This window comes from Litorisediminivivens sp. KMU-197 (genome assembly GCF_056858395.1).
The window spans coordinates 357,350-372,109 of the sequence record NZ_JBXEQG010000004.1; the positions used below are offsets into that span (position 1 = coordinate 357,350).

A 14,760-nucleotide genomic window follows, 5' to 3' on the forward strand; every position below is an offset into this window, starting at 1 on the left:
TCTGGGCGTTTCGGGGGGTGAATGCCGGACGGGACTGAAAGCGAAAGCCGCAAGCTGCTCAAGCGGCTGCGGGGCCTTATGGCCGAAGAAGCCGCCGGTCAGGAACGCCTTGACCGGATCGTGCACCTGACCGCCGATTCCATGGGCACCGAGGTGTGCTCGATCTATCTGTTCCGTGATGTCGAAACGCTCGAATTGTGTGCCACCGAAGGCCTCAAGCCGGAAGCCGTGCACCAGACCCGTATGCGCATCGGCGAGGGTCTGGTTGGCCGCGTCGCCCGTGCCGGCGCCATCGTCAACACCGCCAATGCGCCTCAGGCGCCGGGGTTCCGCTACATGAAGGAAACCGGCGAGGAGATTTACTCGAGCTTCCTCGGCGTGCCGATCCAGCGTCTGGGCGAGATGCTGGGCGTGTTGGTGCTGCAGTCGAAAGAGGCGCGCGAATTCACCGCTGACGAGGTCTATGCGCTGGAAGTGGTGGCAATGGTGTTGGCGGAGATGACCGAACTTGGTGTCTTCGTCGGCGAAGGCGCGGCGCTGACCGCGCGGCACACCCAGCCGATTCTGATCCGCGGCATCACCGGGCAGGAGGGCGCCGCCGAGGGCCATGTCTGGCTGCACGAGCCGCGCGTCGTCGTCACCAACCCGATTGCCGAGGATCCGCACCGCGAGCTTGAGCGCCTGCACGAGGCCGTCGACCAGTTGCGCGTCGGTGTCGACCAGCTGCTGGCCGGCGCGCGCGGCGGCGACAAGGAGCAGATGGAGGTTCTGGAAGCCTACCGGATGTTCGCCAATTCGCGCAGCTGGATGCGGCGGATGGAAGAGGACATCTCGCGCGGGCTCTCGGCCGAGGCTGCTGTCGAGAAAGAGCAATCCACGGCGCGGTCGCGGCTGTCCCAGGTGCCTGACGCCTATCTGCGCGAGCGGCTGCACGACCTCGACGACCTGTCGAACCGCCTGCTGCGAATCCTGACCGGGCAAGGCAGCGCCACCGGCGCCGAGATGCCCGAAGATCCGATCCTGATTGCCCGCAACATCGGCCCCGGCGAGCTGCTGGAATATGGCCGGAAGCTGAAGGGTGTCGTGCTCGAAGAAGGCTCGGTCGGGTCGCACGCCGCAATTGTCGCGCGGGCGCTGGCGATTCCGCTCGTGATCCAGGCAAACCGCATCACCACCGAGGCGCTGAACGGCAATCACCTGATGGTGGATGGCGATCAGGGCGTGGTTCATCTGCGGCCAGACGACACCGTGGTGACGGCGTTCCGCGACAAGATCGCGATGATCTCTAAGGCGCAGGAGCGTTACGTGTCGCTGCGCGACAAGCCGGCGGAGACGCTCTGCGGCAAGGTGATTGCGTTGCACATGAACGCGGGTCTGATGGCGGACCTGCCGTCGCTGGAAGGCTCGGGCGCCGAGGGAGTGGGGCTGTTCCGGACCGAGCTGCAGTTCCTGATCCGCAACCAGATGCCGAAACGGACCGAGCTTGCGCGGATATATTCCGGCGTGCTGGATGCAGCCAAGGGCAAGCGCGTGGTGTTCCGCACGCTCGACATCGGGTCGGACAAGGTGCTGCCCTACATGAAACCCAACGACGAGCCAAACCCGGCGTTGGGCTGGCGCGCGATCCGGGTGGCGCTGGACCGGCCCGGCGTGATGCGGATGCAGTTGCAGGCGCTTTTGCGGGCAGCGAACGGCCGGCCGCTGACGGTGATGTTCCCCTTCATCGCGCAATACAGCGAATACCTGAAGGCGCGGGCCGAAATGGCCAAGGCGCTCGAGCGTGAGAGCATCCTTGGCCACCCCCTTCCCCGCAAGCTCGAGGTCGGCGCCATGCTGGAGACGCCGTCGCTGGCCTATGCGCCCGATGCCTTCTTCAAGTCGGTGCAGTTCCTGTCGATCGGTGGCAACGACCTGAAGCAGTTCTTCTTCGCCGCCGACCGCGAGAACGAGCGGGTGCGCCGGCGCTATGACACGCTGAACACCAGTTTCCTGACATTCCTCGAGATGATCCTGAACCGGTGCGCCGCGACCGGCACCGATGTCAGCTTCTGCGGCGAAGACGCCGGCCGACCGATCGAGGCCGTCTGCCTTGCGGCGATGGGGTTGCGCTCGCTGTCCATGCGGCCTGCCTCGATCGGGCCGGTGAAGCACCTGCTGCGGCGCATCGACCTGGACGAGTTGCGCACGGTGATTGACGAAGCGCGCGCAAGCGGGGCCGAGACGGTCCGGCCCGAGGTTATGGAGTACCTGCGCAAGCAGAGTGGCTGAGGGCCACGGCGCAGGCCGTCACGAGCGATCCCGGATTCAGGTCCGGGACGGCGGTGCGGAGGATCGCAGAGGTCTTGCATCCACCGCGCCACGCGATAGCGTCCGGGCGAACCACCAAGGAGCGCCAATTCATGTCCTTCGACTTCGACGAGATCATCGACCGCCGCGGAACCCATTGCTCGAAGTGGGACAGCATGGAGGCCAACTACGGTGTCTCGCCCAACGACGGTCTCGCGATGTGGGTGGCCGACATGGATTTCCGCCCCCCCGCCGCGGTGCAGGCCAAGCTGGAAGAGATGACGGCGCACGGTGTTTACGGCTATTTCGGCGACGCCTCGGCAACCGATACTGCCGTTGCGTGGTGGATGCGCGAGCGTCATGGCTGGGGAATCGAGAACCGCTGGATTCACTACACTCCGGGTGTGGTCAACGGCGTGGCAATGGTAATCGATGCCTTTTCGCAGCCCGGTGACGGCATCGCGGTGATGGCACCGGTCTACCACGCCTTCGGACGGGTGATCCGCGCCAGCGGTCGTCAGGCGGTCGAACTGCCCTTGGCGCAGCGGGACGGGCGCTACGAAATGGACTTCGAGACTTGGGACACGCGCATGAACGGGCACGAGAAGGTAATGCTGCTGTGCTCTCCCCACAACCCCGGCGGCCGGGTCTGGACGCGGGATGAGCTGAAGGCGGTGGCCGAGTTCTGCCGCCGGCATGACCTGATCCTCGTCTCTGACGAGATCCATCAGGACCTCGTCTTTCCCGGCGCCGAGTTCGTGACCATGGATGTGGCCGATCCGTCCGTGCGCGATCGGCTGATCGTCTTGGGGGCGACCACCAAGACCTTCAACATCGCCGGTGCGCACATCGGCCACGCCATCATCCCCGACGATAGGTTGCGGGCGCGCTATGCGGGAAGGCTCAAGGCCTTGGGCATATCGGGCAATGCCTTCGGCATGCACATGATCGAGGCTGCCTATTCGCCGGACGGCGTGGCCTGGCTGGAAGGCCTCATCGCCTATCTCGACGGCAATCGGAAGCTTCTGGATGAAGGTCTGAACGCCATTCCCGGCGTACGGTCGATGCCGCTGGAGGCGACCTACCTGGCCTGGGTGGATTTTGAGGGCACCGGGATCGATCACGATGCGCTGCTGCACCGGGTCGAACGTGATGCCCGCATTGCGGTAAGCCACGGGCCGACCTTCGGCTACGGTGGCGACAATTTCCTGCGGTTCAATTTCGCCACACCGCGGCCACGCATCCAAGAGGCCATATCGCGGATGCAGGCGGCCTTTGCGGACCTGCAATAGACCGCCGTCGCAGGACTGACCCGCGATCGTCCTCCCCGCCTGTTCGTCAATGCGCAAGACCTGCGCGGCGATGCCGGTGTTTCGGCACGTCGCCAGCGCTATCTTCTGGCGCAACAGAGGAGAACACGCATGGGACGTCTTGTTGACGGCGAATGGCATAAAAAAGAGCAGCAGTCATCCGATGGCGCTTTCAAGCGCGGCGAAACCAGCTTTCGCAACTGGGTCACCGCCGACGGCGCTGCCGGTCCAACCGGTGAAGCGGGCTTTCCGGCCGAAAGTGGCCGCTACCACCTTTATGTCAGCTATGCTTGCCCCTGGGCGCATCGCACGCTGATCTTCCGCGCGCTGAAGGGGCTTGAAGATCACATCGGTGTCTCGGTGGTGCATCCCGACCTGCTGGACAACGGCTGGACCTTTGACCGCGAATTCGACGGCGCCACCGGCGACAGGCTTTATGACCTGCCCTTCTTGCGCGACATCTATACCAAGTCCGACCGGACCGTGACCACGCGCGTGACCGTGCCGGTGCTCTGGGACAAGGTCACGCGCACCATCGTGTCAAACGAAAGCGCCGAGATCATCCGCATGTTCAACAGCGCCTTCGACGGGATCACCGGCCACACCGAAGACTACTGGCCCGAGGCGCTGCGCAACGACATCGAGGAGGTCAACAAACGCGTATACGACACCGTCAACAACGGCGTCTACAAGGCCGGGTTCGCCCGCACGCAAGAGGCTTATGACGCTGCCGTCCATCCGCTGTTCGATACGCTGGACTGGTTGGAACAGCGCCTGTCGCGGCAACGCTATCTTATGGGTTCCCGACTGACCGAGGCCGACTGGAGGCTCTTTACAACGTTGGTGCGGTTCGATCACGTCTACCACGGCCATTTCAAATGCAACCGGCGGCGGCTGGTGGATTACCCGAACATGTGGGCCTACACGCGTGAGCTTTTCCAGGTTCCGGGCGTGGCGGGCACGGTGCGCTTGGATCACGTCCGGCGGCATTATCACTACAGTATGGAAAGCATCAATCCACACCGGATCGTGCCGATCGGGCCGGACCCCAACTTTGATGCCCCTCACGCGCGCGACAAGGCGTTTCCACTGGCTGCGTGATGTTCGATCAGCGCCGCCAAGTCCTCTGGTGGGGTGGTGCTGGGAACCAATGCGGCGGCGTTGACGCAATATTGAAAGATCGATCCGTCCGAGAAGAACCTGGTATTGGTGACGAAGATCACCCGCGCCTTGGGCTGGCGGTAGCAAGCGAAATCCGCCACGGCCAGCGCCGCGCCGCCAGCGTCGATCACGAGGTCGAGGACAATCACCTCGAACTGGGTGTCGGTCAGGGCCTGGATGGCCTTGGCCTGCGTTTCGGCAAGCATGACGCGAATCCCGAAGCGTTCAAGATGGCGGGCCCATATCATTCCCAGCCCGGAATTGGATTCGACGATCAGAACATGCATAGATATTTTTCCGATGACGTGCGGAGCAGCGGGTCTCGGTATCGTCACCCCGCTTAAGACATTGATGGGTAATTGTTAACATTCTCTTAACGTAACGTCACTTTACCTCTTCGAGAGCAGGATGAAGCTTTCGTCATGCCGCTTGTTAAGCCTTTGCCCCGTGCTAGGTTGCCGCCGAACGAAGTCATCATCCTGAGGTTCCTTCATGGTTTTTTCGCTCCGGTTTGCCACTATTGCCTGTCTTGCAGTGCTCGCCTCCCCTGTCGCGGCGCAGGACACGCCCTGCGGCGGGTCCTTTTCGCAGTTCGTCTCGGACCTCAAGGCCGAGGCGGTGGCCAAGGGGCACGATCAAGCATCGGTCGACAGCTTCTTTCGCTCAGCCCGTCAGGATGCTTCGGTGCTGCGGGCCGACAAGCGGCAAGGCGTGTTCCAGATCCCGTTTGTCGATTTCGCACGCCGGCTGATCAGCCAGAACCGCATCGACAACGGCCGTGCCATGGCGCGGCGCTATGACAGCGTGTTCGACCGGGTCGAGCAGGAGTTTGGCGTATCGCCCGGCGTGCTGCTGGCGTTCTGGGCCTTCGAAACCGACTACGGCCAGGTGCAGGGCGATTTCAACACGATGAATGCACTGGTGACCCTGTCGCATGATTGTCGGCGGCCCGAGCTTTTCCGGCCGCAGGTCTTCGCGGCGCTGGAACTATACGAGAAGGGCAACTTCGATCCGACGCGGACGACCGGCGCCTGGGCCGGCGAGATCGGGATGGTGCAGATGCTGCCCGAGGATATCCTGACCAACGGCATCGACGGCGACGGCGACGGCAAGGTGAGCCTCAAGACCTCGGCGCCCGACGCGCTGCTGTCGGGTGCGAACATGCTGCGTGACCTGGGCTGGCGGCCGAACGAGCCGTGGCTGCAGGAGGTCGTGGTGCCCTCTGATCTTGACTGGGGGCTGACCGGGGTCGACCAGCCGCGTTCGGTGTCCGAGTGGCAGGCGCTGGGTGTGCGTGTGCGTGGGGGCCAGCCCGCCGATCTGCCCGCGGCGCTGATCTTGCCGCAGGGGCACAAGGGGCCTGCGTTCTTCGCGTACCCGAACTTCAACGTCTATTTCGAGTGGAACAAGAGCTTCGTCTACGTGCTGACCGCGGCCTATTTCGCCAACCGGCTGGAAGGCTCGCAGGTGTTCGACGCCGGCAATCCGGAACCGGGCTTGTCGGGTGACGAAATGAAGCAGCTGCAGCGCAAGTTGCAGGCCAAGGGCTATGATGTCGGTGACATCGACGGCATTCTCGGCGCCGGCACGCGCAACGCGGTGCAGGAGGTTCAAAAAGAGCTCGGGATGCCGGCGGACGCTTGGCCGACGCGGGCTCTGCTGAACCGGCTGTAAGCCGCTGGGGCTTCACACAGTCGTTTCAGTAGGATGGGTCGTAACGACCCATCCTACGCTTCCCTGTCAGGCAACTCCTGCGCCAGGAACCGTTCGAAGGCTTCAAGGTTCACCGGCTCGAACTGGCCGAAGCCCTGCATCCAGACGCTGGCCGCGCGCAGCGCGTCGGGCTCCAGCTTGCACCATTTGACCCGGCCGCGTTTTTCCTGGCTGATCAGCCCGGCGCGGGTCAAGATCGTCAAATGCTTCGAGACCGCGGCCAGCGACATGTCGAAGGGATGCGCCACGTCGGTGACCGCCATGTCGTCCTCGAGCAGCATGGACAAGATAGCGCGGCGGGTCGGATCGGCCAGGGCGGCGAAAACCGCGTCGAGATGGGCGGGCATGGTCATCGGCCTGCCGTACCTGCGGCTTTGCCGCCGGTCAAGGCGGCGTGGCAAAGATCAACCGTTCAGTTGAATATGCGGATCCTGCCGGATTGCGCCCAATGACGCCTGCGACGGTTTGTCAGCCTTCCGCAGGAATTTCGCAATAACTAGCAATATCAGATATTTAACCTGACGCCGCGCCGCGTTTACCTGTTCTTGACTTGCCGCCCCCCTGCCCTTAGCACCATCGCAACACTTCCGACGGGGGACAGCTTGCCGACACCGGAGCATCGCAAACGGTTGGAGGCGCTCGACGAGCGCATCGCCAAGCTCAAGGGCAAGGAGGCCAAACCCCACCAGGAAGAGCATTATTCGCAGGCACAGATGGGCTGGCGGATGGTGATTGAGCTTGTTGCCGGTCTGGGGATTGGCTTCGGCATCGGATACGGGCTCGACAGCCTGTTCGGCACCTTGCCGATTTTTCTGGTGCTTTTCACATTGCTGGGCTTTGCCGCCGGGGTGCAGACGATGCTGCGCACAGCGAAAGAGTTTCAGGTCAAAGAGATGGCCGACACGGCCGCTAAGGACGAGAGGGACAAAAATGGCGACTGAAGTTGCGGAACACGGGGCCGAAGAGGGCGGACTGGTTTTCCACCCGATGGATCAGTTCATCGTCAAGCCGCTGTTCGGCAATGGCGATGTCGGCATGTTCACCATCACCAACGTCACCCTGTGGATGGCGCTGGCGGTTGTCGCAGTTATCGCGCTGATGGTGCTGGGCACCTCGCGCCGCGCCATCGTGCCGTCGCGCACCCAGTCGATCGGCGAACTGGCCTATGGTTTCGTCTACAAGATGGTCGAAGACGTGGCCGGCAAGGACGCGATCGTCTTCTTCCCCTACATCATGACCCTGTTCATGTTCATCGTGATGGCCAACTTCCTCGGGCTGATCCCGATGTCCTTCACCACCACGTCGCATTTCGCGGTCACAGTGGTCCTGGCGCTGGCGGTGTTCCTGACCGTGACGGTGGTTGGCTTCGTCAAGAACGGCAGCAAGTTCCTTGAACTGTTCTGGGTCAAATCGGCGCCGCTGGCGCTGCGCCCAGTGCTGGCGATCATCGAGGTGATTTCCTACTTCGTGCGCCCGGTCAGCCATTCCATCCGTCTGGCAGGTAACCTGATGGCCGGTCACGCGGTGATCAAGGTCTTCGCCGGTTTCGCCGCCATCGCCGTCGTCAGCCCGATCTCGATCGTCGCGATCACCGCAATGTACGGTCTCGAAATCCTCGTGTCCTTCATCCAGGCCTATGTCTTCACCATCCTGACATGTGTCTACCTCAAGGACGCGCTGCACCCGTCGCACTAATACGGGCGCGTGACATCACGCACCCTACGGACAACCCCTGAATTCAACTTCCAATCGTAAGGAGATACACCCATGGAAGGTCAACTCGCACACATCGGCGCAGGTCTCGCAGCTATCGGTTCCGGCGCTGCCGCAATCGGTGTGGGCAACGTCGCAGGCAACTACCTGGCCGGCGCCCTGCGCAACCCCTCCGCTGCTGCGTCGCAGACCGCGACCCTCTTCATCGGCATCGCCTTCGCAGAAGCTCTGGGCATCTTCTCGTTCCTGGTCGCTCTGCTGCTGATGTTCGCCGTCTAAGCTTCGCGGAATACCATCCTTACGCCTCGGCCGGGCGGGCCCCGCCTGCCCGGTCGACGGTAACCGGACATTCCCAAGGAGACCGACATGGCGACCGAAACTACAGACGCCGCAACTGGCGCGGTGGAGTCAGCTCCGGGCATGCCGCAGCTGAACTTCGATCACTGGGGCAACCAGATTTTCTGGCTCCTGATCACGCTGCTCGTGATCTATTTCGTCCTGTCCCGCATTGCGCTGCCGCGCATTGCTGCGGTTCTGGCGGAACGTCAGGGGACCATCACCAATGACCTGGCCAAGGCCGAAGACCTGAAGCGTCAGGCTGGGGACGCGGAAAAGGCATACGATCAGGCGCTGGCGGATGCCCGCACCGAGGCACATGCCATCGTCGCCGAGGCCAAGGCAGAGATTGCTGCCGAACTGCAGGAAGCCACCGACAAGGCCGATGCCGAGATTGCCGCCAAATCGGCGGAATCGGAAAAGGCGATTGCCGAGATCCGGGCCTCCGCCCTGGAGCATGTGGCTGTCGTGGCACGCGAAACCGCGGCCGAGATTGTCAACGCGCTTGGCGGCAAGGCCGACGAGAAAGCCATCGACGCGGCTGTCTCGCAGCGGGTGAAAGGGTAACATCATGCGCAACTACCTGACAGTGGCGCTGACCGTCCCCGCCCTGATCGCGGGCAGCCCGGCACTGGCCGCGAGCGGCCCGTTCTTCTCGCTGCACAACACCGATTTCATCGTGTTGCTGGCCTTCATCCTGTTCATCGCGGTGCTGATCTACTTCAACGTGCCGTCGATCATCGCCGGCATGCTAGACAAGCGCGCCGAGGGCATTCGCAGCGAGCTGGACGAAGCCCGCGCGATCCGCGAGGAAGCCCAGACGCTGCTGGCCTCTTACGAGCGCAAGCAGCAGGAGGTGAAGGATCAGGCCGGGCGGATCATCGATCACGCCAAGGAAGAGGCACGTCTTGCGGCCGATTCCGCGAAGAAGGACCTCGAGACCTCGATTGCGCGCCGCATGGCGGCCGCCGAGGACCAGATCGACTCGGCCCAGAAATCGGCCGTGCGCGAGGTCCGGGATCGTGCCGCCGCGGTGGCCGTCGCTGCCGCGCGCGAGGTGATCGCCGAGCAGATGACTGCAGAACAGCGCAGCCGGATGATCGACGAATCGATCGACACAGTGGGTGCCAAGCTGCACTGACACCAGGGTCCTGCCCTGCCGAAATTGCAGACGCCCGGACCCTTGCGGTCCGGGCGCTTTGCGTTCGTGCGGGACCTGATCCGTTGACGGATCTGAACCGATCCATGGGCAGATCGTGCGACCTGCAGAACGGACCTCAGCCTTTGCGGTTCTGCTCGTGCTCGAAGCGCTGGCGGGCGAATTCCTCGTTGCGGTCCAGCCGGGCGTTTTCGCGCAGGGCGGTCTCGACAAAGCTGAGATGGGCCTCGATGGCAGCGCGGGCCGCCGGTCCATTGCGGGCCTGCAGGGCGTCGTTGATGCGGCGGTGCTGGTCCAGCAGGGAGGCGCGGGTCAGGCGCTGCTTGAACATGATCTGGCGATTGTAGAACACGCCTTCGCGCAACAGGTCGTACATCGAACGCATCATGTGCAGCATGATGACGTTGTGGCTGGCCTCGATGATCGACAGGTGGAACTCGGCGTCCAGCGCCGCCTCGTCCGAGGGATCGCGCTTGGCGTGGGCAGCCTCCATCTTGTCAAAGATGGTCTGCACCACCTTCAGGTCGGTGTCGCTGCCCAGCCGGGCGGCGCGCTCGGCGGCGAGGCCTTCCATGTCGCGGCGGAACGATAGGTAATCGAAAACCGCTTCGTCGTGGCTGGCGAAAAGCTGGATCAGCGCGGGCGAAAAGGCCGAGCCGAGGACGTCGGCCACATAGATGCCCGCGCCTGCGCGGCTGACCAGAAGACCCTTGGCCTGAAGGTCGGCAATGGCCTCCCGTAGGGAAGGCCGGGACACACTCAGCCGCTCGGAAAGCTCGCGTTCGGAGGGCAGACGCTCGCCCGGGCGCAGGATGCCGCGCAGGATCAATTGCTCGATCTGCCGGGTCACGGCGGTCGAAAGCCTTTCGGGCTGGACGGGGTGAAACGGCATGCGACGGCTCCGGCAATTGGTCAGCTTATATGACCGCAGGGCGGCGCGGGGCAACCCTGTTGGCGGTAAGGACTTGTTAACCAAGCGCGTGGCAGGATCGCACGGCGATGAGACACGCAGTGATGTTTCCCTTGGCTGTCTTTCTCTTGTCTTGCGACACGCCGGGGCTGCGCCACCTTGGCGTGGCCCCGGTGCAGCGCGAGGTCGGCGGGATGGCGTTCGATATCCGTGTGCGGAATGGCTTGGCCGAAGCGATCCGCACCAATGCCATGTGGCCGCCGCGGATGCGCGACGTCACAGCCAACGGCGGGCGGGCGATCGAACTGGCCACGGGCTGCACCGTCGCCTGGCTGCAAGGCGATCCCTCGGTGTTGCTTGCAGGGCTCGATTGCGGGGACGGACGTGTTCCGCGCAAGCCGCGCGGGCGGACCCTTTGCACCGGCACCGTCTTTGCACCCGACCGGACCGGCGACAGCGATGTGCGCATGGTCTGCGAGTGATGCGGTTTTTGGGTGAAGAACACCCATCCTACGCAGCTACGCGAGAAGCTGCCGATATCTTGTGGATAACCCAAGCCGCCGCCCCACATCCTGTACGCCCACATTGACAGCGCGCAATCCTTGCCCGCAGACTGGCTGAAAACCGGGAATCACCGGATGCCAAAGAGGGCCGAGCATTGCGTTTCAACAAGCTGCGACTGACCGGGTTCAAGAGCTTCGTCGATCCCACCGACCTGATGATCCAGGACGGGCTGACCGGCGTGGTGGGCCCGAACGGCTGCGGCAAGTCGAACCTGCTGGAAGCGCTGCGCTGGGTGATGGGCGAAAACCGCGCCAAGGCGATGCGCGGCGGCGGCATGGAGGACGTGATCTTTGCCGGTGCCTCGTCGCGGCCGGCGCGGAACTATGCCGAGGTGGCCCTACAACTGGATAATTCCGACCGGCTGGCGCCAGCCGGGTTCAACGACAGCGATCACCTCGAGATCACCCGGCGGATCACCCGCGATGTCGGCTCGGCCTACAAGATCAACGCCAAGGACGTGCGGGCGCGCGACGTGCAGATGCTGTTTGCCGATGCCTCCACGGGCGCGCATTCGCCGGCGCTTGTGCGGCAGGGGCAGATCTCCGAACTGATCAACGCCAAGCCAAAGGCGCGTCGGCGTATCCTCGAAGAGGCTGCTGGCATCTCAGGGCTCTACCAGCGCCGTCACGAGGCCGAGCTGAAGCTGAAGAGCACCGAGGCCAACCTGCTACGCGTCGATGACGTGATCGAGCAATTGGCGGCGCAGCTGGCGCAACTGGCGCGGCAGGCCAAACAGGCGGCACGGTACAGGGCGATCGGCGAGGAACTGCGACAGGCGGAGGGGCTGTTGCTCTATCGCCGCTGGCGGGACTCCGACGAGGCGCGGCAGAAGGCCGAGGAGGCGTTGCGCGCGGTGGTGACCGCTGCGGCGCAGGCCGAGACGGCCGCGCGTCAGGCCGGCAAGGCGCGCGAGGAGGCCGAGACCGCCCTGCCTCCCCTGCGCGAGGAAGAGGCAATTGCCGCCGCCGTTCTCCAGCGTCTGCAGGTACAGCGCGACACGCTGGCGGGCCAAGAGGCCGCCGCGCGCGACAAGATCGCGACGCTGGAGGGGCGGATCGCGCAGTTGGGCCATGACATCGAGCGCGAGGCCGGGCTGAACCGCGACGCGGGCGAGACCATCGAGCGGCTGGAATGGGAAGCACGCGAGCTGGAAAAGGCCGGCGAGGGTTTCGACGACCAGATGGCCGAGGCGACGGAGGCGGCGCAGGAGGCAGCCTCGGTGTTGAACGAGCGCGAGGGCGACCTGGGGCGGCAGACCGAGGATGTAGCGCGTCTTGCGGCGCGGCACCAATCGGCACAGCGGCTGCTGGACGACAGCCGGAAATTGCAGACCCGCAGCGAGACCGAGGCCGAAAAGGCGCGGACGGCGGTGGAAGAGGCCAAGGCCAAGCTGGTCCGTGCGGCCAGTGACGAAGCGGCGGCGCGAGAGGCCGAGGACGCTGCCAAGGACATGGCGGAGCGGGCGGATGCGGCGCTGAGCGCGGCGGATGACGCGCGCGCCGAGGCACAGGCGCGCGAGGCCGACGCCCGGGCCGAGCGGTCCGAGGCCGAAGGAGAAGCCAACGCGCTCCGGGCCGAGGCCACGGCGCTGGCGCGGCTTCTGGATCGTGACACCGCCGAGGGTGGTCAGATCATGGACCGATTGCAGGTGCAGCAGGGCTTCGAGAAGGCCTTGGGCGCCGCTCTGGCCGACGATCTGCGGGCGCCGGAAGTGGCCGCCGACGGACCATCGGGCTGGTCCTCCCTGCCCGATTACAGCGACGCGCCCGCTCTGCCCGGCGGCGTGACCCCGCTGTCGCACCATGTTTCGGTGCCCGAAGTGCTGGCGCGGCGCATGGCGCAGATCGGGTTGGTCGAGGCCGAGGAAGGCGCGCGGTTGCAACCGCTGCTGCGCCCCGGCCAGCGGCTTGTCTCACCCGAAGGCGATCTCTGGCGCTGGGACGGCTATCGCGCTTGGGCCGAGGATGCGCCGACAGCGGCGGCGCTGCGGCTGGAGCAACTCAACCGTCTGGAGGAGTTGAAGCAATCTCTTGAGCGCACCACCACGCGGATGGAAGCGGCCCGCGACGCGCACGAGGCGCTGATCGCGCGGCTGGCCGAGTTGACCCGCGCCGACAAGGAGGCGCGCGAAGCCCGGCGCGAGGCCGACCGCGCCTTCAACGACGCCAGCCGGGCGATGAACCGCGCGGAGAACGAGAAGAACCTCGCCGAGGGCCGTCTCGACAGTCTCGGGCTGGCGGTCAAGCGACACGAGGAAGAAGCGCAGGCGGCTGCATTGCAACTGCGCGAAGCCGAGCGGGCGGCCGCGGATCTCCCTGATCTCGAAGCGGCGCGAGCGCTGGTCGACGACGTCAAGATGACCGTCGAAGCGTCGCGGATGACGATGATGGCGCGGCGCGGGGCGCTGGATGAGCTTCGCCGAGAGGGCGAGGCCCGCACCCGGCGCAGTCAGCAGGTGACCAAGGAGCTTTCGGGCTGGCGCCACCGGCTGGAGACTGCGGAAAAGCGCAGCGCAGAGTTGCACGACCGCAAGGCAGCCAGCGAGGCCGACCTTGCCGAGGCGGCACAGGTGCCGGAAGCGATCGCCGAGCAGCGCGAGGAACTGGCCGAAAGCATCGCCGGGGCGGAGGGTCGCAGGCGCGCGGCGGCAGATGCGCTGGCCGAGGCCGAAACGGTGCTGCGCGCCGCGATCACCCAAGAGCGGGACTGCGAACGGACGGCCTCGGAAGCGCGCGAGGCGCGGGCCGGGGCGCAAGCGCGGGCCGAGGCGGCGCGCGAGACGACACAGGCCGCCGCGGCGCGCATCGAGGACGAGATGGAGGTCTCGCCACAGCAGCTGTTGGAAAAACTGGACGTCAATCCAGAAGACATGCCGACTGCCGACCGCATCGAAGAGCAGGTCAACCGGCTGAAACGGCAACGCGACGGTCTGGGCGCGGTGAACCTGCGAGCCGAGGAAGACTCCCGCGAGGTGCAGGAAGAGCATGACACTTTGGTGGCTGAGAAGACCGACCTGGAAGAGGCGGTGCGGACGCTGCGCAACGGCATCGCCAGCTTGAACCGCGAGGGGCGCGAACGGCTGCTGACCGCCTTCGAGCAGGTGAATGCGAATTTCTCGATGCTGTTCACGCATCTGTTCGGTGGCGGCGAGGCCAACCTGGTGCTGGTGGAATCCGACGATCCGCTGGAGGCCGGCCTCGAGATCATGTGCCAGCCGCCGGGCAAAAAGCTTTCGACCCTGTCGCTTCTGTCGGGCGGCGAGCAGACGCTGACCGCGCTGGCGCTGATCTTCGCGGTGTTCCTGGCCAATCCGGCGCCGATCTGCGTGCTCGACGAGGTCGACGCGCCGCTTGACGATGCCAACGTGACCCGGTTCTGCGACCTTCTGGACGAAATGTGCCGCCAGACCGAAACGCGGTTCCTGATCATCACCCACCACGCGGTGACGATGGCGCGGATGGACCGGCTGTTCGGCGTCACCATGCAGGAACAGGGCGTATCGCAACTGGTGTCGGTTGACCTGAAGAAGGCCGAAAAGATGGTCGCGTGATCGTGTGGTCCGTGGTGCGCGGGATCGGCTAGGCTTGGGGCGTCATGCCGGAGGTTTT

At 64.8% G+C, this 14,760-nt stretch carries 14 protein-coding genes; 11 read left to right on the forward strand and 3 right to left on the reverse strand.

Features of this window, described 5'->3' with window-relative positions; all coding sequences use genetic code 11:
- Nucleotides 1-21 precede the first annotated feature (21 nt).
- The 3 genes from ptsP to AC04PT_RS11815 all read left to right on the forward strand — a co-directional run bounded on the left by ptsP (nt 22) and on the right by AC04PT_RS11815 (nt 4,697).
- Entirely contained in the window at nt 22-2,268 is a 2,247-nt protein-coding gene (gene ptsP, locus AC04PT_RS11805) for a phosphoenolpyruvate--protein phosphotransferase (protein ID WP_482873885.1), read from the forward strand.
- Between the two features lie 131 nt (nt 2,269-2,399).
- The gene (locus AC04PT_RS11810) at nt 2,400-3,578 is read left to right on the forward strand and encodes a MalY/PatB family protein (protein WP_482873886.1); all 1,179 of its coding nucleotides are present in this window, start codon (nt 2,400-2,402) and stop codon (nt 3,576-3,578) included.
- Between the two features lie 129 nt (nt 3,579-3,707).
- On the forward strand, nt 3,708-4,697 hold the full coding sequence (locus tag AC04PT_RS11815; RefSeq protein ID WP_482873887.1) for a glutathione S-transferase family protein: 990 nt from the start codon (nt 3,708-3,710) through the stop codon (nt 4,695-4,697).
- Here the strand turns inward: AC04PT_RS11815 and AC04PT_RS11820 are convergent.
- On the reverse strand, nt 4,661-5,044 hold the full coding sequence (locus tag AC04PT_RS11820) for a hypothetical protein (protein WP_482873888.1): 384 nt from the start codon (nt 5,042-5,044) through the stop codon (nt 4,661-4,663). The genes AC04PT_RS11815 and AC04PT_RS11820 overlap by 37 nt on opposite strands.
- 205 nt (nt 5,045-5,249) lie before the next feature.
- Between AC04PT_RS11820 and AC04PT_RS11825 the strand changes: the two genes are divergently transcribed.
- On the forward strand, nt 5,250-6,431 hold the full coding sequence (locus AC04PT_RS11825) for a lytic murein transglycosylase (protein WP_482873889.1): 1,182 nt from the start codon (nt 5,250-5,252) through the stop codon (nt 6,429-6,431).
- 53 nt (nt 6,432-6,484) lie between these two features.
- On the opposite strand, the gene AC04PT_RS11830 is transcribed toward AC04PT_RS11825, so the two are convergent.
- On the reverse strand, nt 6,485-6,817 hold the full coding sequence (locus AC04PT_RS11830; protein WP_482873983.1) for an ArsR/SmtB family transcription factor: 333 nt from the start codon (nt 6,815-6,817) through the stop codon (nt 6,485-6,487).
- Nucleotides 6,818-7,072: 255 nt separating this feature from the next.
- Between AC04PT_RS11830 and AC04PT_RS11835 the strand changes: the two genes are divergently transcribed.
- From AC04PT_RS11835 to AC04PT_RS11855, 5 genes are all read left to right on the forward strand, one after another.
- Nucleotides 7,073-7,411 carry an AtpZ/AtpI family protein gene (locus AC04PT_RS11835; protein WP_482873890.1) on the forward strand — a complete coding sequence of 113 codons (339 nt, stop codon included), beginning with the start codon at nt 7,073-7,075 and terminating at the stop codon, nt 7,409-7,411.
- A complete protein-coding gene (locus AC04PT_RS11840) occupies nt 7,401-8,165 on the forward strand; it encodes a F0F1 ATP synthase subunit A (RefSeq protein WP_482873891.1) in 765 nt (254 codons plus the stop codon). The genes AC04PT_RS11835 and AC04PT_RS11840 overlap by 11 nt, the downstream gene beginning before the upstream one ends.
- Before the next feature lie 72 nt (nt 8,166-8,237).
- On the forward strand, nt 8,238-8,462 hold the full coding sequence (locus AC04PT_RS11845; protein ID WP_022572950.1) for a F0F1 ATP synthase subunit C: 225 nt from the start codon (nt 8,238-8,240) through the stop codon (nt 8,460-8,462).
- Nucleotides 8,463-8,549: 87 nt separating this feature from the next.
- The gene (locus tag AC04PT_RS11850) at nt 8,550-9,086 is read left to right on the forward strand and encodes a F0F1 ATP synthase subunit B' (RefSeq protein WP_482873892.1); all 537 of its coding nucleotides are present in this window, start codon (nt 8,550-8,552) and stop codon (nt 9,084-9,086) included.
- 4 nt (nt 9,087-9,090) lie between these two features.
- Nucleotides 9,091-9,660: a F0F1 ATP synthase subunit B gene (locus tag AC04PT_RS11855; RefSeq protein WP_482873893.1), complete on the forward strand. Its 570-nt coding sequence runs from the start codon at nt 9,091-9,093 to the stop codon at nt 9,658-9,660.
- Between the two features lie 136 nt (nt 9,661-9,796).
- Here the strand turns inward: AC04PT_RS11855 and AC04PT_RS11860 are convergent, their stop codons facing one another.
- The gene (locus AC04PT_RS11860) at nt 9,797-10,570 is read right to left on the reverse strand and encodes a FadR/GntR family transcriptional regulator (protein WP_482873894.1); all 774 of its coding nucleotides are present in this window, start codon (nt 10,568-10,570) and stop codon (nt 9,797-9,799) included.
- Nucleotides 10,571-10,677: 107 nt separating this feature from the next.
- On the opposite strand from AC04PT_RS11860, the gene AC04PT_RS11865 reads away from it, so the two are divergent.
- The gene (locus AC04PT_RS11865; RefSeq protein WP_482873895.1) at nt 10,678-11,070 is read left to right on the forward strand and encodes a hypothetical protein; all 393 of its coding nucleotides are present in this window, start codon (nt 10,678-10,680) and stop codon (nt 11,068-11,070) included.
- Between the two features lie 176 nt (nt 11,071-11,246).
- Entirely contained in the window at nt 11,247-14,702 is a 3,456-nt protein-coding gene (locus AC04PT_RS11870; protein WP_482873896.1) for a chromosome segregation SMC family protein, read from the forward strand.
- Nucleotides 14,703-14,760: the final 58 nt, after the last annotated feature.

What these genes read in the sequence shown, in the direction of transcription:
- AC04PT_RS11850 (WP_482873892.1), top strand. Translation starts at nt 8,550, where the DNA reads ATGGCGACCGAAACTACAGACGCCGCAACTGGCGCGGTGGAGTCAGCT.
- ptsP (WP_482873885.1), top strand. Translation starts at nt 22, where the DNA reads ATGCCGGACGGGACTGAAAGCGAAAGCCGCAAGCTGCTCAAGCGGCTG.
- AC04PT_RS11845 (WP_022572950.1), top strand. Translation starts at nt 8,238, where the DNA reads ATGGAAGGTCAACTCGCACACATCGGCGCAGGTCTCGCAGCTATCGGT.
- AC04PT_RS11865 (WP_482873895.1), top strand. Translation starts at nt 10,678, where the DNA reads ATGAGACACGCAGTGATGTTTCCCTTGGCTGTCTTTCTCTTGTCTTGC.
- AC04PT_RS11815 (WP_482873887.1), top strand. Translation starts at nt 3,708, where the DNA reads ATGGGACGTCTTGTTGACGGCGAATGGCATAAAAAAGAGCAGCAGTCA.
- AC04PT_RS11855 (WP_482873893.1), top strand. Translation starts at nt 9,091, where the DNA reads ATGCGCAACTACCTGACAGTGGCGCTGACCGTCCCCGCCCTGATCGCG.
- AC04PT_RS11825 (WP_482873889.1), top strand. Translation starts at nt 5,250, where the DNA reads ATGGTTTTTTCGCTCCGGTTTGCCACTATTGCCTGTCTTGCAGTGCTC.
- AC04PT_RS11840 (WP_482873891.1), top strand. Translation starts at nt 7,401, where the DNA reads ATGGCGACTGAAGTTGCGGAACACGGGGCCGAAGAGGGCGGACTGGTT.
- AC04PT_RS11820 (WP_482873888.1), bottom strand. Translation starts at nt 5,044, where the DNA reads ATGCATGTTCTGATCGTCGAATCCAATTCCGGGCTGGGAATGATATGG.
- AC04PT_RS11830 (WP_482873983.1), bottom strand. Translation starts at nt 6,817, where the DNA reads ATGCCCGCCCATCTCGACGCGGTTTTCGCCGCCCTGGCCGATCCGACC.
- AC04PT_RS11810 (WP_482873886.1), top strand. Translation starts at nt 2,400, where the DNA reads ATGTCCTTCGACTTCGACGAGATCATCGACCGCCGCGGAACCCATTGC.
- AC04PT_RS11860 (WP_482873894.1), bottom strand. Translation starts at nt 10,570, where the DNA reads ATGCCGTTTCACCCCGTCCAGCCCGAAAGGCTTTCGACCGCCGTGACC.